Origin of the sequence: Bacteroides sp. B1-V-101, from assembly GCF_023656585.1 — a bacterium.
Lineage (GTDB): Bacteria > Bacteroidota > Bacteroidia > Bacteroidales > Bacteroidaceae > Bacteroides > Bacteroides thetaiotaomicron.
The window spans coordinates 288,663-308,535 of the sequence record NZ_JAMOKH010000003.1; the positions used below are offsets into that span (position 1 = coordinate 288,663).

Here is a 19,873-nt window from a genome sequence, read left to right on the forward strand (position 1 = left end):
CTTTCAAACACCTCCCCAAGTTAATGAGAAGGCGGCCAAAAAGACAAATTAAGAAGATAATAAGAAAGAACTAACGGTGCAAGGCCAATAAGTGTTCAAAGGTCATTTCCGAAAAGTCATCTATTATATAATGTGCTTTTCCGGTGATGGCCTCTCTTGTATTGGTAGTGGCAAGACCGATAACAGTGGCACCGGAAGTCATTCCGGCTTGCAGACCGTGGAAGGAGTCTTCGAACACGTACGAGTTTTCGGGAGTAGCACCGAATATTTCCATACCGAGCAGGAAACAGTCGGGAGCGGGTTTAGAACGGGCAAACATTTCTCCGGTCAGGATGCGGTCTACCATTCCTTTAAATTCGGGATGGGCGTTATAGACGTTTTGCATCTTCTCTTCGTTGGAGCTGGTTACAACGGCTATTTTTGCTCCGTGTTTACGAAGATCGGCAATAAAAGCTTCTACACCGGGGATGTACTCATAGGACATGCTTTTCTCATAAATATTGAGTCCGGCCGTAATCTCTTGTTGAGCTTCGGGGAGGTCCGAGAAATATTTCTCGTAAATCTGGGTCAGCGTCTGTCCCTTGATGCGACGGCCGAAGTCTTCTTCATTCAGATATTTACGTCCTTGTTCATCCCAGAAAACAGTGTACTGTGTTTCCGTATCCATGATGACACCATCAAAATCGAACAGTGCCGCAATTGTCTTTGTTGTATCCATACGTAATCTTTCTTTTTACCTAAAACGTTAAACCTTGTGTATTGAATTGTGCAAAGTTCCGAATAATCATCGAATCAGGCAAATAATTCGTACCTTTGCCCCACTTAAAAAAACGTAACATTCGTTTTCATCCAACAATCCATACGAGCGCATGAGCAAAAACGATCCGCACATATTAGGAAAAGAAAGCATCGGTAAGCTACTGTTGCAATACTCCATTCCCGCTATCATCGGGATGACAATCACGTCTATCTATAATATCATCGACAGCATCTTCATCGGTCACGGTGTGGGTGCGATGGCTATTGCCGGACTGGCGGTGAGCTTTCCTTTGATGAATCTGGTCGTTGCTTTCTGTACACTCGTTTCGGCGGGTGGTTCTACCATCGCTTCTATTCGCCTGGGACAGAAAGATATGAAAGGGGCTACGGAGATTCTGTCACATACGCTGATGCTCTGTATCACAAATTCTTTCTTTTTCGGTATCCTGTCTTTTATCTTTCTTGATGATATACTGACTTTCTTTGGTGCCAGTCCCGACACACTGCCTTATGCACGGAGTTTTATGCAGGTGATTTTATTGGGAACTCCCATCACATACACGATGATCGGCCTGAATAATGTGATGCGTGCCACCGGATATCCGAAGAAAGCGATGCTTACTTCTATGGTAACGGTAGTAGCAAATATCATCCTCGCTCCTATCTTTATCTTTCACTTTGAATGGGGAATGCGGGGAGCGGCTACAGCAACGGTCATCTCACAGCTGATCGGAATGGTATGGGTGGTGAGCCACTTCTGCAAGAAAGACAGTACGGTGCATTTTGAGGGAAAGGTCTGGAAAATGAAAGGAAGGATTGTAGAGAGTATTTTCGCTATCGGCATGTCTCCTTTCCTGATGAATGTCTGTGCTTGTGCCATCGTTATCGTGATTAATAATAGTTTGCAGGAACATGGAGGCGACATGGCTATCGGTGCTTACGGAATCATCAACCGGTTGCTGACGCTTTATGTCATGATCGTATTGGGACTGACGATGGGCATGCAGCCGATTGTAGGCTACAACTTCGGAGCACAGAAGATAGACCGGGTGAAACAGACGCTAAAGCTGGGAATTATTTCCGGTGTAGTGATTACAAGCAGTGGCTTTCTGATTTGCGAGTTTTTCCCTCATGCAGTATCGGCAGTCTTCACGGATAGTGATGAGTTAATCGGACTTGCGGTGGACGGTCTTCGGTTGACTGTACTTATGTTCCCGTTTGTAGGAGCACAGATTGTAATCGGTAACTTCTTCCAAAGTATAGGCAAAGTAAAAATAAGTATTTTCCTTTCGTTGACGCGGCAGTTGCTTTATTTGCTTCCTTGCCTGTTGTTATTCCCGCATTGGTGGGGACTGAAGGGAATATGGATCAGTCTGCCGGTATCGGACTCTTTAGCATTTATTACGGCAGTTATCAGTCTGATGATTTATATAAAGAAAGTATCGAAAGAACATCCGATAGCAGATAAAGTGGCGGAATAAAGCAAAAAGGACGCTATGCTAAAAGATATATCAGTATGAAAAATATTTAGGCACGAATACACGGATTAAGATTACTTCTGCAATGAATGCATCTCATAAAAGCCGCGTTAATCCGTGCCTAAAAGATAATAATATTCTTATTCGCTCTTTATACTTTTCACCGGATTCTCATTGGCGATGTGCCACGCTTTCAACACAACGCAAACTACGATCAGCAATAAGACAAACAGCGCCGTACCCACAAACAATAACGGGTTCATATAAATCTGTTCGGCAAACTGGTCAAGCCATGCCTTTCCAACGAAATAGGAAACAATGGTACCAATCAATATGGAGGAAGCGGAGACATACAGAATCTCGCGTATCAACAGACGCAAAATATGAGAGGCTTCGGCTCCATTCACTTTCCGGATGGCTATTTCTTTGCTTCGACGTTGCGTTTCATCATTCACATATCCGATCAATCCCATTATTACAATCAGCAGAATAAAGCTTGAAGTGATCCAGACTGAATTACGGAAACGATATACACTCTTGTATATATCCTTTATCATACCGTCTACAGAACTGAAATGCAAGGCTACATTCGGAAATGTCTTATCGGCAAACTCGTTCAGACGTTTCAGATTTTCATCATACGGCTCTTTCAGACGGACATCAAATACATGATTGGCATTCTCCGATCCTATCAAGACAATAGGTGCCTGAGTTGAAAAGAAGCTATAGTTGCGGACATCCCGGAAGACACCGACAATCGTACCCTGTATATCATTCAGTTTCTTTCCTACCGCCCCATCTGTCCATTTCATCAGACGTACCAACTCTTCATTCACCAATAAATCGTCCTGTTTCTTAAGAGTGCTGCCTTCGATAATCTTTATTCCCATTACTTCGGGATAGTTATAACTGCAATAATTAAAGTTAAGTGTAGCGATTCTTTTACCGTCATTACTCATCAGTCCGCGTGTCCAGTACTGTCCGATTACTCCGCTTGTGGCAACAGCCACTCCCTCTACCATAGGCTGGCGACGCAGTTCATCGGTGACATGCTCTACCGTTTCTTTCGGCAACCAGGTTCCTGCCTGAACCAGTCCCGGAACGTTTATTCCCATATCGCGGCTCATCAGATGGTTGTATTGCAGGAGCGTTACCAGCAGCAGTCCCAAAACAAAGGAGACACCTGTGAACTGTATAAACAATAACGAACGTTTCCAACCCGTTTTACCATCAGAGTAACGACGGAACACCTGCGTGACTGGTATACGCGAAAACAGCCGTCCCGGTATGCCACCTGCCAAAAGGAAAAGTATCACAATCGTAAGCAAAGGCACCCATAGTGTCTCCCACGCAAAAAGTGAGGACAGACGGACAGAAAGCAAATCTTCGATTATTTCATGTGCGTTGACTATCAGCAGAAGGCTAAGAAGTACGGAAAAGATAACAAGGATTCCTGTTTCTGCCAAAAACATGCCGAAGATATTTCCGGAACTGGCACCACTGCATTTATGTACTCCTACTCCTTTGGCACGACGGCTTAGGGTGGCAATAGATATCAGCATATAATTCATGATGGCCACAAAGAAGATAGCGAATCCCAGAAAGCCATATATGATCAAACGCTTCTGCACATCGGAAGATATCAAATGATACTTCACCAATGGGATGACACTGAAATTCATTTTCCAGTCATCATACTGGGCAGGAGTGTATTTCTCGATTACCCGTTGGATGTTGTCATTCACCTTGTCAATATCCGCAGCATTACGCAGGCGAAGAAACGTGTAAAAGACATCATTTCCCTTCCAGCCATATCCTCCCTGATATCCTCCATCCCGATGGATGGAGACAACAAAGTCGTGAGTGAGCACCGTATTCTCCGGCATATCCTTGTATACACCACGAATAGTAAAATCATTTTGCCTGTCTGCTTTAAGAATTTTACCGATAGGGTCCGCATCTCCAAACGTTTCACGGGCAAAATGCTCTGACACAAACACACTTCCCGGCATGATCATATCTTTCGGGTTCCCTTTTAAGACAGGGATACCAAAAGTCTGGAAGAAACAAGTATCAGCGTATATATAGTTAACATCCGATAATAATTTGTCTTCGTAATATATACTCATCCCTTGTCCGGTGAGGACACAACTGGCAAACTCTATTTCTTCGGGCATATCCTGCGCCAAAGTAGATGCAACCACATCAAAAAGTGTGTAATCATAATTGTTGCCGTCGTCTCCCATTGTCTCCCCCGTGCTAAGGTTAGTGGTCAGGCAACGTGCAATAGCCAGTCGTTCCGGTTCCGGATAGCAACGTTCATAACTCAATTCAAACGCAATCTGCGAAAAGAGTAAAATACCAATAGTAAGTCCCAGCGAAAGAGAAATTATCCTGATGATATTTGTGCCGCGTTCGCGCAGTAAGGTTCGGATGCTATAATAGATTTGTCTCATTGTCGTTCCGGTTTATGCCGTTACACTTGCCACTACACTACCGTCAAACAGATGTACGGTACGATGTGCGAAACTCGCATCGTGCTGTGAGTGCGTTACCATGATAATGGTGGTTCCCTCCTTGTTCAGTTCTGTCAGCAGGTTCATTACTTCCGCTCCATTCTTGGAATCCAGATTACCGGTAGGCTCATCGGCAAGGATAAGCTTTGGATTAGTCACTACCGCACGGGCAATTGCCACACGTTGTTGCTGACCGCCGGAAAGTTGTTGCGGGAAGTGTTTGGCACGGTGACTGATATTCATCCTTTTCAGGATGTCTTCTACCATGAGGCGGCGTTCGGAAGATTTGATACCAAGATAGGTCAGCGGAAGTTCTACATTCTCAAAGACATTCAGTTCGTCTATCAGGTTAAAACTCTGAAATACAAAGCCCAGTTTGCCTTTGCGGACGCCGGTACGTTCCTTTTCTTTCAGTCCGGCAACTTCTTCTCCCAGTAATCGGTAAGAACCTTCGGTTGGGTTATCCAATAAACCAAGAATATTCAGTAAGGTGGACTTGCCACAGCCCGAAGGTCCCATAATGGCAACAAACTCTCCTTCCTTTACTTCAAGGTTCACGTGATTTAATGCAACTGTCTCTACTTCGGTAGTACGGAATACTTTACTAATGTTTTCAATCTGTATCATCTTGTTCATTTATTATGTTGTTATACTTTTTATTTCTTCTTTATTCGCTCTTTATACTATTGACCGGGTTTTCATTGGCAATCTTCCATGATTTCCAAAGTACGCATGCCACAATGACTGCCAGATTTGCAATTGCTATCAGAAGATAGGCAGCCCAACTGAGCGGAACATGTTCGGCAAACAAATCCATCCACATACCATTGACGTACCATGCTGCTACCACTCCGATTAAAACTGCAACAACAGCTACATAAAGCACATCTTTCACCAGCAGTTCCAAGATTCCGGTTGCTTCAGAACCATTCACCTTGCGTATGGCTATCTCCTTGGAACGACGGCGGACCTCATCCGTAGTGTAGCCTATCAATCCCATCAACATCACAAAAAACATTGTTATTGCCGCCAGCATCGTAGCATTACTGAAAACACGAACAGAGTTATAATTCTCTTTGATCATCTGTTGCATCGACCGAAATTCGATAGTCTTATCAGGAAATGCACTCTCCATCTCCTTATTCAGTTTGAGAAGATTCTCGGCAAAAGGTTCTTTCAACCGGACATGGATACAATCACCAAACCTCTTGGTGTGCATAAGCAGCAACGGTTGTTGCGGGCTGGTAAAACTTCCGATGCGATAATCTTTCATCACGCCCACTACCTTACATACGTATCCCGAATTATAAACCGTACGATTCAGTATATTGTTTCCCCAATGCATCCACTCGGCAAAAGTCTCATTGACGACTGTCTCATCGTCACCACGGGGCATACGTCCCTCCTTCAGAACCATCCCCATCATCTTCGGATAATCATCCGGAACACTGCAATAACGGGATGAAAATAGTGACTGTCCGCTTTCATCATTAATAATCGTTCCACTATATCCGTAGACAGGATGATAAGTGGCACTGGACACGGATTCCACATAAGGCATATTCCGGAAAACATTCAAGGCATAATTTCCTTTTTCTTCCTCACCGAAGCTGGCATTGGCCACCACTACACGCTTTGGATTATAACCCAAATCTTTATTCAAGATATAATAATATTGCATCATCACCACATACATCAGTCCGCAAATAAATGCTACACCGGCAAACTGGATAAACAGCAACGGTCGTTTCCAGCCCTTTTTACCTTCCGTGTATCGGCGGAATACCTGAGTAACGGGTATCCTTGCAAACAGTCGTCCCGGCAATACCCCACCCACAACGAAAAGTACAGCCACCGTTAATAAAGGTACCCAAATACGATCCAAGCTGAACAAAGCGCTTAACTTGACAGCTGCCGTATCTTCAAAGAAATCCTGAAAATTCAATAAGATCAATCCCATCAGGATCAGGGCAAACAGAATGATAATCGCTGTTTCCCAAAGAAACATACTCAATATGGTCATGTTTCCTGCCCCATTGCATTTATGCACACCGACCGCTTTCGCCCGATAGGAAAGTGATGAAACAGAAATCAACACATAATTCAATGAAGCGATGAAAAGAATAGTAATACCCAGAATAGTCATGATGTTCCGCATCCGCCTTACATCTTTATTGTCACGGTATACATCACGGATGGGCTTTACAAAAGCGGTATATCCAACCACTTTTTGATCTTCCGCAGGACGATACTTCTGTATCATTGCGTCTATCCGGGCATTCACTACCGACTTATCGGCTCCGGGACGAAAACGGATGAACGCCAGCCAGCTGTCGCCGCCTCTCCATGAGTAATTTCCCCATTTACGGCTCCATATCGACGGCAGAGAAATCACCGCTTCAGGCCTTACCGTCGCATTCTCCGGTATATCAGCATAGGTGCCTTTTACCGTAAGTTCTATCTCTTTACTGTATGAGATAACCTTGCCTATCGGATTCTCTGTGTCGAACATCTTTCGTGCCAAACGGTCACTCAGGTAAACTACATCTTTTTGGGCTAAATCTTTCACCGGAGTTCCGCTTAAGACCTCGATTCCCATCGTCTGGAAAAAGAGGGAATCTGCCGCCAGCTTTCTGACTTCAAAACGGACACTACCATGATAGAGAGGATCATTCACCCAAAGGCAGTAACTGGTAGCCGCCTCCACTTCTTTGGGAAAGTTTTCAAGAATTGCACCCGCTACCGGTCCGCAATTTTGATCTTGCGGTTCGAGTTGTTCGCCATTCATCGTAAAGATGGAAAAGACTTGATATAAGTTTTCATAATCCTTAAAGCATTTATCAAAGCTCTGCTCAAAAGCCACGCGAGCAAATAATAAAATACTCATTGTCAGCCCAAGCCCTAAAGAAATGACCTTGACAACATTGGAACTACGCCCCCGCAGCAAAGTTCGAATGACATAATAGATTTGTCTCATGATTATATAATATATTCCTGTTTTTTTATGATGCAGTGCAGATAACGTGCCACAATAGTGAGAATACTCATTCTCAATCATTTATAGTTATCTGTCCTATCATCTACTGTCTAATAATTAGACACATGCGTCTAATTATTAGACAAAGACAATCGTATTTCCTTTCTCAGTGGAAAGTATGCATTAATGCCTATTTATTGTTCCATTTTTCTTATTTCGCCCAAGCAATCGCCCATATCTCAACTGAAAACTCTATCTTCGCATCAAGTTTTCAATTAAATAAATTATTCTATTTATGGTAAACAAGAATTTATACACTCTCCTGGTCTGCCTGCTTCTGGCCGGATGCGATCTGATAGACTACCACCCCTACGATGTACGTATCAGTGGAGAGACAGACGTAAATGCTCATAACATTGAACAAATAGAAGCTAAGTGCAAAGGAAAGACAACCATCCGTTTTATCACGATGGGCGATTCGCAGCGATGGTATGATGAGACAGAAGACTTTGTAAAAGAGGTCAATAAGAGAGATGATATCGATTTCGTCATTCACGGAGGAGATATGAGTGACTTCGGGCTGACCAAAGAGTTTCTTTGGCAGCGGGACATCATGAACGGACTGAAAGTGCCTTATGTCGTCCTTATCGGGAATCATGACTGTCTGGGTACCGGAGCAGAAACTTATCAGGCTGTTTTCGGACCTACCAACTTCTCATTCATTGCGGGCAATGTGAAATTCGTCTGCCTTAATACCAATGCGCTGGAATATGATTATTCGGAGCCTATTCCCAATTTCGGTTTTATGGAACAGGAACTGACGGACAGGGCAGATGAGTTTGAAAAAACCGTAGTCAGCATGCATGCACATCCTTTTGCAGATGTGTTCAATGATAATGTGGCGAAGCCGTTCCAGTACTACATCACCCAATATCCGGGACTACAGTTCTGCACGGCCGCCCATAATCACGGATTCGATGACAGAATCCTTTTTGATGACGATGTGCATTATATTGCCAGCGACTGCATGAAAAGTCGCAGTTATCTGGTATTTACTATAACCCCGGAAAAATACGAATATGAACTGGTTGAATACTAAATATATGATCCGCGCAGGAGTACTGACTATGCTTCTACTCTTCCCCAGCCTGCTTTCGGCTACTTGCAAGCCAGATACAATTATCAGGAACTATAAACCCGACTCGCTGAAACTGGCAATTAAGGCAGATTCTATCATAGCCTTTCATGAGGGTGATTCTGCATTCACAATAGTCAAAGCAGACACAGTACTTCCTTATATTGCCGAACCGGTTCTTCGCACCGGCTACGACAGACGTGTACATCGCTTCCGCAAAAACTGGGAACGCATCATTCCGACCCACTCTAAAATACAATATGCCGGAAATATGGGATTACTCTCCTTCGGTACCGGATGGGATTACGGAAAACGAAATCAGTGGGAAACTGACCTGTTGCTCGGATTTATCCCGAAGTATTCGTCCAAGAAGGCAAAAGTGACCATGACACTGAAACAGAACTATATGCCCTGGAGCATCAACCTGGGGAAAGGATTCTCTACCGAGCCGCTTTCCTGCGGACTATATCTGAATACCGTATTCGGCAATCAGTTCTGGGTCAGCGAACCGGAACGTTATCCGAAAGGATACTATGGTTTTTCAAGCAAGGTGCGTATCCATGTTTTCATGGGACAACGGCTGACCTATGATATTGACCCTAACCGCCGATTTCTGGCAAAGTCCGTGACTTTCTTCTACGAGATAAGTACATGCGATCTTTATCTGATCAGTGGTGTAACAAATAGCTACCTCCGTCCCCGTGATTATCTGAGTTTATCATTCGGATTAAAGTTCCAATGGCTATAAATTCAAATCCGAATTTTGAATTATGAATTACTTTTTCGTAAGTTTGTAGCGTACAAACCAATTCGGACATGAGTAAATCAGGAACCATCATCATTGTAGACGATAATAAAGGGGTGCTGACTGCGGTACAAATCCTTTTAAAAAACTACTTTTCGAAAGTCATCACGCTGTCGTCACCGGTCACACTGGCCACTGCGATACGGGAGGAAACGCCGGAAGTGGTACTATTAGATATGAATTTCACTTCGGGCATCAATACCGGCAATGAAGGATTGTTCTGGCTGCACGAAATAAAGAAAGTACGACGGGAGCTTCCTGTCGTACTTTTTACTGCTTATGCGGATATCGATCTCGCCATCCGGGGAATCAAAGAAGGTGCATCGGACTTTATCGTCAAGCCCTGGAACAATCAGAAACTGGTAGAAACACTACAGGCTGCCGTCTCATCCGCACAGCAAGAACGAAAGACGGGAAACAAAAAGGAACCGGTCAACACTCCGGCACTCTATTGGGGAGAAAGCAAGTCTATGCAACAACTCCGAATGCTGATCGAAAAGGTAGCCTCCACAGACGCCAATATCCTGATTACCGGTGAAAACGGAACAGGAAAAGAAATGCTTGCCCGTGAAATTCACGCTCTTTCCAACCGCAGGCAACAGGAAATGATTGCTGTGGACATGGGAGCAATCACCGAATCTTTATTTGAAAGCGAACTCTTCGGGCATGTGAAAGGTTCTTTTACCGATGCGCATACCGACCGGACAGGAAAATTTGAGGCTGCCGATCACAGCACATTGTTTCTGGATGAAATAGGAAACCTCCCCTATCACCTGCAAGCCAAACTATTGACGGCTATCCAACGAAGAAGTATCGTGCGAGTGGGAAGTAACACTCCGATTCCTATTGACATCCGTCTGATATGCGCCACCAACCGGAATTTGCAGGAAATGGCAGACCGGGAAGAGTTTCGGGAAGACTTACTCTACCGTATCAACACCATTCATATAGAAATCCCTCCTTTGAGGGAACGGAAAGAAGATATTGTCCCTCTTGCCGAAAGATTTATCATCCGCTTCTGCAAGCAATATGATAAGGAACCGATGAAATTCAGTCCGGCAGCGAAGGAAAAGCTTACCGCGCATCCCTGGTACGGCAATATCCGCGAATTGGAGCACGCAATCGAAAAGGTGGTCATCATTAACGACGGGGTGCAAATCCCTGCGGAATTGTTCCAGTTATCCTCCCGAAAGACAGAAACTTCCGAGAAGAATATTTCCACCTTGGAAGAGATGGAAGTACAAATGATACGGAAAGCGCTGGATGCCTGTGCAGGAAATCTTTCGGCAGTAGCTGCGCAACTGGGAATTACCCGACAGACTCTCTATAACAAGATGAAAAAATTCGGATTATGAACCGGATTCTACAACAAGTAGCCAACCAATATTGGTTCAGGGTATCACTGACGGTCATTTGCTGTCTGGCGACTATCTGTTTGGGCGTGCATCAGTCTTATGTCTGGTTCAGCGTCAGTGCCTGTCTGCTGATCTTAAGTATCATCTGGCAAGTCCGGCTTTATCGCCTGCACATCAAGCAGGTGCTCTTCATGATCGATGCGTTGGAGAATAATGACAGTGCCTTCCGTTTCCCCGAAGAGTCCGGTACTCCCGAGAGTAAACAGATCAATCGGGCACTCAATCGGGTGGGCCACATTTTATATAATGTAAAAGCGGAGACTGCCCAACAGGAAAAGTACTACGAACTGATTCTTGACTTTGTCAGCACGGGACTGCTGGTGCTCAATGATAACGGAGCGGTCTATCAGAAAAATAAAGAAGCACTCCGGCTTTTGGGACTGAATGTATTTACCCATGTCCGCCAGTTGAGTAAAGTAGATGCTACACTGATGGAGAAGATAGAAAGTTGTTGTTCCGGAGATAAGCTGCAAGTGGTGTTTCACAATGAACGGGGAACGGTCAATCTGTCTATTCGCGTGTCAGAAATCAATGTACACAAAGAACATCTGCGCATCCTTGCACTGAATGATATTAATATTGAGCTGGACGAAAAGGAGATAGATTCATGGATTCGCCTGACCCGAGTACTGACTCATGAGATCATGAACTCCGTGACTCCCATCACTTCGCTCAGCGATACGCTTCTCTCGATGGTGGAGGACAAAGACGAAGAGATCAGCCACGGACTGCAAACCATCAGTGCCACGGGAAAAGGGCTGCTTGCTTTCGTAGAATCCTACCGCAAATTCACACGGATACCGACTCCGGAACCTTCATTGTTTTACTTGAAAGCATTCATCGAACGAATGGTGGAACTTGCCCGCCATCAGAATCCTTGTGACCACATCACGTTCCATACAAAGATCGATCCTGCCGACCTGATCCTGCATGCAGATGAAAATCTGATTTCGCAAGTAGTCATTAATCTTCTGAAAAATGCGATTCAGGCAATCGGTGATCAGCCGGACGGACAAATCGACATTCAGGTTTATTGCAACGAAACGGAAGAAGTGCTGATTGAGATTAAGAATAACGGTCCCGTCATTCCACCGGAAATAGTGGAGCACATTTTTATCCCTTTCTTCACTACCAAAGAAGGAGGCAGCGGAATCGGACTAAGTATTTCGCGTCAGATCATGCGGCTTTCGGGTGGAAGCCTCACGCTGTTACCGGACAACAAGGAAACGAAATTCATATTAAAATTCAAATAACAGACCAGCCTATGACACCTGCACTCACCAATAACCCATTATTCCGGGGGATTACTCCGGAGAAGTTATCCGCCAATCTGGAAGAGATCAGTTTCCACACCCGTTCTTATAGAAAAGGAGAAATACTGGCACGACAGGGAGATGTGTGCAACCGTCTCGTGATACTGACCAAAGGAAGTGTCCGTGGTGAAATGATTGACTATTCCGGAAGACTCATCAAAGTAGAAGACATTGCCGCACCAAGGGCCCTTGCCCCTCTTTTCCTTTTCGGAGAAGAGAATCGCTTTCCGGTAGAAGTGACCGCCAACGAACCGACGGAAGTAATCGAAATCCCCAAAGCCAGCGTACTGGAGCTTTTTCGTAGGAACGAGCAGTTTCTGGAGAATTATATGAATCTATCCGCCAATTATGCCCGTACCCTATCGGATAAGCTTTTCTTTATGTCCTTCAAGACTATCCGGCAAAAGATAGCATCTTATCTGCTACGGTTATACAAACAGCAGCAACAGCTACAGATCACCCTCGACCGCTCGCAACAGGAACTGAGCGATTACTTCGGTGTCTCCCGTCCTTCTCTGGCACGTGAACTGTCGCACATGCAGGAAGACGGTATGATCATAGCCGACCGGAAACAGATTACTATCTTACAGAAAGAATGGCTGATCCGGCTGATTCAATGACCAAGAGTTCACTCCGGTTTCATTATAGCTAATCTTGTTTTCATTATAGCTAATCGGAATATGATTATAGCTAATTTTATTTAGCTCATAGCATCCGATTTTTTTTTTCGCCCAATGTAACATTGGTTACAAACTTACCTCAAACTTTCCCCCTACTTTTGCGTTCATAATCAAATAAGACTAATTAAAACGTAAAAGTTATGAGTATGTTCTGTTATCAATGTCAAGAGACCGCAATGGGTACAGGCTGTACCTTAAAAGGAGTATGCGGAAAAACATCCGAAGTGGCTAACCTGCAAGACCTGCTGCTCTTTGTAGTACGAGGAATCGCCGTGTACAACGAACATCTGCGCCGGGAAGGACATCCTTCTGAAGAAGCAGACAAATTTATCTACGATGCCCTGTTCATCACCATCACTAACGCCAATTTTGACAAAGCGGCCATCATCAGAAAAATAAAAGAAGGACTACAACTGAAAAACGAACTCGCCAGCAAAGTAACCATTGCAAATGCTCCCGACGAATGTCTTTGGGATGGGAATGAAGATGAGTTTGAAGAGAAAGCCAGGACAGTAGGAGTACTTCGCACACCCGACGAAGATATCCGTTCGCTGAAAGAACTGGTACACTACGGACTGAAAGGTATGGCGGCTTACGTTGAGCATGCGCATAACCTTGGATACCAGTCGCCGGAAATCTTCGCCTTTATGCAAAGTGCACTGGCCGAGCTCACCCGCAATGATATTACGATGGAAGAATTGGTTCAGCTTACTCTGGCAACAGGCAAGCACGGAGTTTCCGCCATGGCACAACTGGATGCCGCCAATACAAACAGCTACGGAAATCCGGAAATATCGGAAGTGAATCTAGGTGTCCGCAATAATCCCGGTATCCTTATCAGCGGCCATGATCTGAAAGACCTCGAAGAATTGCTGGAACAGACCGAAGGAACAGGTATAGACATTTACACTCACAGTGAAATGCTCCCCGCACATTATTACCCCCAACTGAAAAAATACAAGCATCTGGCAGGAAACTACGGAAATGCCTGGTGGAAACAGAAAGAAGAGTTTGAAAGTTTCAACGGACCGATCCTGTTTACCAGTAACTGCATCGTTCCTCCGCGTGCCAACGCTTCTTACAAAGACCGTATCTACATCACCGGAGCCTGCGGACTGGAGGGAGCACATTACATCCCCGAACGCAAAGACGGAAAACCGAAAGATTTCTCCGCACTGATTGCACATGCCAAGCAATGTCAACCGCCGACGGCCATCGAAAGCGGAACGTTGATCGGAGGTTTTGCCCATGCACAGGTAGTGGCTTTGGCGGATAAGGTAGTAGAAGCCGTGAAAAGCGGAGCGATCCGCAAGTTCTTCGTTATGGCAGGATGTGACGGACGTATGAAAAGTCGTGAATATTATACCGAATTTGCCGAGAAACTTCCGAAAGATACAGTCATACTGACTGCCGGTTGCGCTAAATACAGATACAACAAACTGGCTTTAGGGGACATTAACGGCATTCCCCGCGTATTGGATGCAGGGCAATGTAACGACAGTTACTCACTGGCTGTCATCGCACTGAAACTGAAAGAAGTATTCGGATTGGACGACGTCAATAAACTTCCTATCGTATATAACATCGCATGGTACGAACAGAAAGCGGTGATCGTATTGCTGGCATTGCTGGCACTGGGAGTGAAGAATATTCATCTGGGACCTACTCTTCCGGCCTTCCTTTCACCAAACGTAAAAAACGTATTGATCGAACAATTCGGAATCGGTGGCATCAGTACCGCAGACGAAGATATTATGAAGTTCTTGTCATAAACACAAGACGTATATACATGCTAAGCCTTAACTATTAAATATAAAAAGGAGGGGTGTTAATAGTAACTAAACTGGGGCTGATTAAAAGTCGGTCCTAGTTTAGTTACTATTAACCTTGACACAGTCCTGACCATTTCAAGAACAGAGTCAATCGTCCTTCGGTAATATCAAATTAAGAAGTACTCCGACCAAAGCGGCCAGTCCGATGCCGGATAATGAAAAGTCTCCCCACGTGAGAACAGCTCCGCCAATGCCGACAGTCAATGTCAGAGAGACAATGATGATGTTTCTTGTACGGCTCAGATCAATACAGTTATTCACCAGATTACCTATTCCGGCACAAGCGATGGTTCCGAACAGCAAAAGCATAATTCCCCCCAATACCGCACTCGGAATGGATTTCAACAACGCACTGATTTTACCGACAACGGAGAATAAGATAGCGGATATGGCAGCAATCCGGATGACTTGCGGATTGGTGATTTTCGTTAATGACATCGCACCCGTCACCTCCGAATAAGTCGTCACCGGAGGACCGCCGACCAATCCGGCAAAGCAGCAAGCCAGCCCATCGCCCAACAACGTACGATGCAGACCGGGATCTTTCACGAAGTCTTTTCCTGTAACTGTATTGACTACGTATACATCTCCGATATGCTCTATCACCGGAGCAATAGCTACCGGAATCATAAACAGTATCGGCTCCCATGAGAACTTGGGAAACACGAACTGCGGCAGCCCGATCCATGCCGCATCCCTCACACCGGACAAATCCAGATCATAGAAAAGCCATGCCGCCAGATAACCGACAATGATACCGCAAAAGATAGGAATCAACTTCAAAAGTCCTTTCGCTTTCATCGAGACAACGACTGCCGTAACCAGCGACAACAAGGCCAGCACCCAGTTCTCCTTCGCCATATTTACTCCTGTCCCCGCGAGTGACAAACCGATCAGAATAATAACCGGGCCAATAACCACCGGAGGAAACAGACGTTCAATCACCCTCACCCCTTGCCATTTGACCAACGCGCTCATTACAAAATAAACCAATGCGACGCCCACCATTCCGGACAGAGTGCCCGCTAATCCGTAAAGTTCTGTCGCTTTTATTATCGGGGCAATAAACGCAAAACTACTTCCTAAAAAGATAGGCACTTTCCCTCGGGTAACCGCATGAAAAATGAGTGTACCAATGCCGGCTGTGAACAAGGCGGTGGAAGGGTCAAGCCCCACTAAAAGCGGCACGAGCACCGTAGCTCCGAAAGCTACAAACAAGAATTGTACTCCTACCACTCCTTTCCGTAAAGGAGTAAGATTGTTTGAATCCATAAGTATGATGTAGATTAATTGAGTGCAAAATTAATCTTTTTAGACAATTTAACTACCTTTTTTCACAAAAATACATCCAAAAAGACTCTTTATTTGTTTTAAATAATGTGTAACTTCGCACGGTGAGACCTATTACGACACATTTAATAACTTAATAATATATTGCCTATGATATTTACAGCAGAAAACACCCTACTAATTGGTTCTATCTTACTTTTCGTTAGCATCGTTGTCGGAAAAACAGGATATCGCTTCGGAGTGCCCACCTTATTACTGTTCCTCGTAGTAGGAATGTTGTTCGGAAGTGACGGACTCGGACTCCAGTTTCATGACGCAAAAGATGCGCAATTCATCGGTATGGTTGCTTTAAGCATCATCCTGTTTTCGGGAGGTATGGATACGAAATTCAGAGAAATCAAACCCATTTTAGGTCCAGGTATCGTGCTTTCTACCGTCGGAGTTCTACTAACCGCTCTTTTCACCGGATTATTTATCTGGTGGCTGTCCGGAATGAGCTGGACGAATATCTATCTGCCTATCACCACGTCATTGCTACTGGCATCTACCATGTCCTCTACGGACTCGGCTTCGGTGTTCGCCATCCTGCGTTCGCAGAAGATGAATCTGAAACACAACCTCCGCCCCATGCTGGAGCTGGAAAGTGGAAGTAACGACCCGATGGCATACATGCTCACCATTGTCCTGATACAGTTTATCCAATCGGCAGGTATGGGAGTCGGGGCTATCGCCGCTTCTTTCATCATTCAGTTTATAGTCGGCGCGGCTGCCGGATACGTGCTCGGAAAACTGGCTATCCGTATGCTGAACAAGCTCAACATCGACAATCAGGCGTTGTATCCTATCTTGTTGCTGGCGTTTGTTTTCTTCACCTTCTCTATCACTGATTTACTGAAAGGAAATGGTTACCTTGCCGTATATATCGCAGGTATTATGGTAGGAAACAACAAGATCATGCACCGCAAAGACATTTATACGTTCATGGACGGACTTACCTGGTTGTTCCAGATCATCATGTTCCTCTGCCTCGGACTTCTCGTTAATCCTCATGAAATGCTGGAAGTTGCAGCAGTAGCACTATTGATCGGTGTCTTCATGATTGTGATCGGTCGCCCGTTGAGTGTATTCCTCTGTTTGCTTCCGTTCCGGAAGATTACAATGAAATCGCGGCTGTTCGTCTCCTGGGTAGGATTGCGTGGAGCAGTTCCCATTATCTTCGCCACTTATCCGGTGGTTGCAGGAGTCGAAGGATCGAATATTATCTTTAATGTCGTATTCTTCATCACAATCGTTTCACTGGTAGTGCAGGGAACAACGGTTTCTTTCGTTGCCCGCCTGTTACATCTGTCCAAACCGCTGGAAAAGACGGGGAATGATTTCGGAGTGGAACTTCCGGAAGAGATTGATACAGACCTCAAAGATATGACTATCACACAGGAAATGCTGGAAGAGGCAGATACGCTGAAAGATATGAATCTCCCCAAAGGCACGCTGGTAATGATTGTGAAACGTGGGGATGAGTTCCTGATACCGAACGGAACGCTGAAACTGCATGTGAACGATAAATTGCTGCTCATCTCCGAAAAGCCCAAAGAGGACGAGGAAGCCAACAGCGAATCCTGATGTTTATAGGGACTGACTAAAAAGTCAATAGTATCTCCAATTCCCCTCCTTTCGGAAAGGAGAGGTGGCTGAAAGCCGGGGTGGTAGGTAAAATAAGGTTTATTCCTATTCTATTGTAAACAACAGAGTTATGTGTTCACCTACCACCTCCCCCTACGGGGACTCCTCCTTCCCGAAGGAGGAGAGTTAAGATACTACCGACTTTTTAGTCAGCCCCATTTAAGGTACTACCGACTTTTTAGTCAGCTTTTCCTCCCCCGTTAATTAACCGTAAAACTTAATTGTAAACTTCGGTTTCCGTTAATGAAATGTTATTTTTGCGCAATTTTAAATCAAATGTGCAAAAATCGAATGGAACAAGAACATCAGTTCATTGATTATATTGAACAGAGCATCATTAAAAACTGGGATAAAGATGCATTGACAGACTACAAAGGAATCACGCTTCAATATAAGGATGTAGCGCGCAAGATAGCCAAGTTTCACATTGTATTGGAAAGTGCCGGTATCCAGCCAGGAGATAAAATAGCAGTCTGCGGCCGGAACAGTGCCCATTGGGGAGTCACCTTCTTAGCCACTATCACTTACGGAGCCGTCATCGTTCCTATTCTGCATGAGTTCAAAGCGGATAATATTCATAATATCGTCAATCACTCCGAAGCCAAATTACTCTTTGTCGGCGATCAGGCATGGGAAAATCTGAATGAAGACGCAATGCCGCTACTGGAAGGTATCGCTTCACTCACCGATTTCACTGCATTGGTATCGCGCAACGAGAAACTGACTTACGCCTTCGAACACCGGAACGCTATTTACGGTCAGCGTTATCCGAAGAATTTCCGCCCCGAACATATCTGTTACCGGAAGGACCGTCCGGAAGAACTGGCTATCATCAATTATACCTCCGGCACTACCGGATATTCCAAAGGAGTCATGCTCCCCTACCGCAGTATTTGGTCGAACGTGGCATACTGTTTCGAGATGCTTCCCGTGAAAGCGGGCGATCACATCGTTTCCATGCTTCCGATGGGTCATGTATTCGGCATGGTATACGATTTCTTATATGGTTTCTCTGCCGGAGCGCACATTTACTTCCTGACACGTATGCCGTCTCCGAAGATTATTGCGCAGTCTTTTGCAGAAATAAAGCCAAGAGTGATCTCCTGTGTACCTTTGATCGTAGAGAAAATTATCAAAAAAGATATTCTTCCGAGAGTGGACAGCAAAATCGGTAAACTATTGCTTAAAGTGCCCATTGTAAACGATAAAATCAAATCGTTGGCGCGGCAGGCTGCTATGGAAATCTTCGGTGGGAACTTCGATGAAATCATTATCGGTGGTGCTCCTTTCAATGCCGAAGTAGAAGCGTTCCTCAAAAAGATAGGCTTTCCCTACACCATCGCTTACGGTATGACCGAATGTGGCCCGATTATTTGCTCCAGCCGTTGGGAAACACTGAAACTGGCTTCCTGCGGCAAGGCAACCACCCGAATGGAAGTCCGCATCGACTCGCCCGACCCTAAAACACATGCCGGAGAAATCGTATGCAGGGGAATGAATATGATGCTGGGATATTATAAAAATCCGGAAGCGACGGCACAAATTATTGATGCCAACGGATGGCTTCACACGGGTGATTTAGGGACAATCGACGACGAAGGATATGTGACAGTTCGCGGTCGTAGCAAGAATCTGCTTCTGACTTCCAGCGGACAGAATATCTATCCGGAAGAGATAGAAAGCAAACTGAATAATATGCCTTATGTTGCCGAGTCACTGATCGTTTTGCAGCACGACAAGTTGGTCGCACTGATTTATCCGGACTTTGACGATGCTTTTGCCCATGGCTTGCAACAGGCCGATATCATAAAAGTTATGGAAGCCAATCGTGTTGAACTGAATCAGCAGCTTCCCAATTATTCTCAGATAAGCAAAGTCAAAATCCATTTCGAGGAATTTGAAAAGACTGCGAAGAAATCAATCAAACGCTTTATGTATCAGGAAGCAAAAGGATAACACATCCTTTCAAAACCATACTCAATAAAAACAA

General features: G+C 44.9%; 14 protein-coding genes. 9 read left to right on the plus strand and 5 right to left on the minus strand.

What is annotated here, in order from left to right; all coding sequences use genetic code 11:
- Positions 1-70: 70 nt before the first annotated feature.
- Entirely contained in the window at positions 71-718 is a 648-nt protein-coding gene (locus NBH01_RS04275) for an HAD family hydrolase (protein WP_008761373.1), read from the minus strand.
- A gap of 151 nt (positions 719-869) precedes the next feature.
- Between NBH01_RS04275 and NBH01_RS04280 the strand changes: the two genes are divergently transcribed.
- Entirely contained in the window at positions 870-2,240 is a 1,371-nt protein-coding gene (locus NBH01_RS04280) for an MATE family efflux transporter (RefSeq protein ID WP_008761372.1), read from the plus strand.
- 137 nt (positions 2,241-2,377) lie between these two features.
- On the opposite strand, the gene NBH01_RS04285 is transcribed toward NBH01_RS04280, so the two are convergent.
- The 3 genes from NBH01_RS04285 to NBH01_RS04295 are packed head-to-tail and all read right to left on the minus strand — an operon-like array spanning position 2,378 to position 7,730.
- Positions 2,378-4,693, minus strand: coding sequence for an ABC transporter permease (locus NBH01_RS04285; protein ID WP_117859911.1), 2,316 nt, complete (start codon positions 4,691-4,693; stop codon positions 2,378-2,380).
- Positions 4,694-4,705: 12 nt separating this feature from the next.
- Complete coding sequence (locus tag NBH01_RS04290; protein ID WP_250700011.1) at positions 4,706-5,380, minus strand: ABC transporter ATP-binding protein; 675 nt, start codon at positions 5,378-5,380, stop codon at positions 4,706-4,708.
- A gap of 40 nt (positions 5,381-5,420) precedes the next feature.
- Complete coding sequence (locus tag NBH01_RS04295) at positions 5,421-7,730, minus strand: ABC transporter permease (protein ID WP_032850355.1); 2,310 nt, start codon at positions 7,728-7,730, stop codon at positions 5,421-5,423.
- Positions 7,731-8,025: 295 nt separating this feature from the next.
- On the opposite strand from NBH01_RS04295, the gene NBH01_RS04300 reads away from it, so the two are divergent.
- From NBH01_RS04300 to hcp, 6 genes are all read left to right on the plus strand, one after another.
- Positions 8,026-8,829, plus strand: coding sequence for a metallophosphoesterase family protein (locus NBH01_RS04300; RefSeq protein ID WP_250700007.1), 804 nt, complete (start codon positions 8,026-8,028; stop codon positions 8,827-8,829).
- A complete protein-coding gene (locus NBH01_RS04305; RefSeq protein ID WP_008761367.1) occupies positions 8,810-9,613 on the plus strand; it encodes a hypothetical protein in 804 nt (267 codons plus the stop codon). The genes NBH01_RS04300 and NBH01_RS04305 overlap by 20 nt, the downstream gene beginning before the upstream one ends.
- Positions 9,614-9,681: 68 nt before the next feature.
- Positions 9,682-11,025 carry a sigma-54-dependent transcriptional regulator gene (locus NBH01_RS04310; RefSeq protein WP_236093062.1) on the plus strand — a complete coding sequence of 448 codons (1,344 nt, stop codon included), beginning with the start codon at positions 9,682-9,684 and terminating at the stop codon, positions 11,023-11,025.
- Positions 11,022-12,338, plus strand: coding sequence for a sensor histidine kinase (locus NBH01_RS04315; RefSeq protein ID WP_008761365.1), 1,317 nt, complete (start codon positions 11,022-11,024; stop codon positions 12,336-12,338). Before NBH01_RS04310 ends, NBH01_RS04315 begins: the two co-directional genes overlap by 4 nt.
- 11 nt (positions 12,339-12,349) lie before the next feature.
- Positions 12,350-13,018, plus strand: coding sequence for a Crp/Fnr family transcriptional regulator (locus tag NBH01_RS04320; protein WP_008765568.1), 669 nt, complete (start codon positions 12,350-12,352; stop codon positions 13,016-13,018).
- A 200-nt stretch (positions 13,019-13,218) separates the two neighbouring features.
- Positions 13,219-14,850, plus strand: a complete 1,632-nt coding sequence (hcp, locus tag NBH01_RS04325; protein WP_008761363.1) for a hydroxylamine reductase — start codon at positions 13,219-13,221, stop codon at positions 14,848-14,850.
- Positions 14,851-14,997: 147 nt separating this feature from the next.
- On the opposite strand, the gene NBH01_RS04330 is transcribed toward hcp, so the two are convergent.
- Positions 14,998-16,182, minus strand: a complete 1,185-nt coding sequence (locus NBH01_RS04330) for a uracil-xanthine permease family protein (protein WP_008765567.1) — start codon at positions 16,180-16,182, stop codon at positions 14,998-15,000.
- A gap of 168 nt (positions 16,183-16,350) precedes the next feature.
- Here NBH01_RS04330 and NBH01_RS04335 point away from each other — a divergent pair, with 168 nt between their 5' ends.
- Positions 16,351-17,823: a potassium/proton antiporter gene (locus NBH01_RS04335; protein ID WP_008761361.1), complete on the plus strand. Its 1,473-nt coding sequence runs from the start codon at positions 16,351-16,353 to the stop codon at positions 17,821-17,823.
- Between the two features lie 351 nt (positions 17,824-18,174).
- Positions 18,175-19,839: a long-chain fatty acid--CoA ligase gene (locus NBH01_RS04340; RefSeq protein ID WP_011107399.1), complete on the plus strand. Its 1,665-nt coding sequence runs from the start codon at positions 18,175-18,177 to the stop codon at positions 19,837-19,839.
- The last annotated feature ends 34 nt before the right edge of the window (positions 19,840-19,873 follow it).

Coding starts and splice junctions, on each gene's coding strand:
- NBH01_RS04275 (WP_008761373.1), bottom strand. CDS start 718: ATGGATACAACAAAGACAATTGCGGCACTGTTCGATTTTGATGGTGTC.
- NBH01_RS04280 (WP_008761372.1), top strand. CDS start 870: ATGAGCAAAAACGATCCGCACATATTAGGAAAAGAAAGCATCGGTAAG.
- NBH01_RS04285 (WP_117859911.1), bottom strand. CDS start 4,693: ATGAGACAAATCTATTATAGCATCCGAACCTTACTGCGCGAACGCGGC.
- NBH01_RS04290 (WP_250700011.1), bottom strand. CDS start 5,380: ATGATACAGATTGAAAACATTAGTAAAGTATTCCGTACTACCGAAGTA.
- NBH01_RS04295 (WP_032850355.1), bottom strand. CDS start 7,730: ATGAGACAAATCTATTATGTCATTCGAACTTTGCTGCGGGGGCGTAGT.
- NBH01_RS04300 (WP_250700007.1), top strand. CDS start 8,026: ATGGTAAACAAGAATTTATACACTCTCCTGGTCTGCCTGCTTCTGGCC.
- NBH01_RS04305 (WP_008761367.1), top strand. CDS start 8,810: ATGAACTGGTTGAATACTAAATATATGATCCGCGCAGGAGTACTGACT.
- NBH01_RS04310 (WP_236093062.1), top strand. CDS start 9,682: ATGAGTAAATCAGGAACCATCATCATTGTAGACGATAATAAAGGGGTG.
- NBH01_RS04315 (WP_008761365.1), top strand. CDS start 11,022: ATGAACCGGATTCTACAACAAGTAGCCAACCAATATTGGTTCAGGGTA.
- NBH01_RS04320 (WP_008765568.1), top strand. CDS start 12,350: ATGACACCTGCACTCACCAATAACCCATTATTCCGGGGGATTACTCCG.
- hcp (WP_008761363.1), top strand. CDS start 13,219: ATGAGTATGTTCTGTTATCAATGTCAAGAGACCGCAATGGGTACAGGC.
- NBH01_RS04330 (WP_008765567.1), bottom strand. CDS start 16,182: ATGGATTCAAACAATCTTACTCCTTTACGGAAAGGAGTGGTAGGAGTA.
- NBH01_RS04335 (WP_008761361.1), top strand. CDS start 16,351: ATGATATTTACAGCAGAAAACACCCTACTAATTGGTTCTATCTTACTT.
- NBH01_RS04340 (WP_011107399.1), top strand. CDS start 18,175: ATGGAACAAGAACATCAGTTCATTGATTATATTGAACAGAGCATCATT.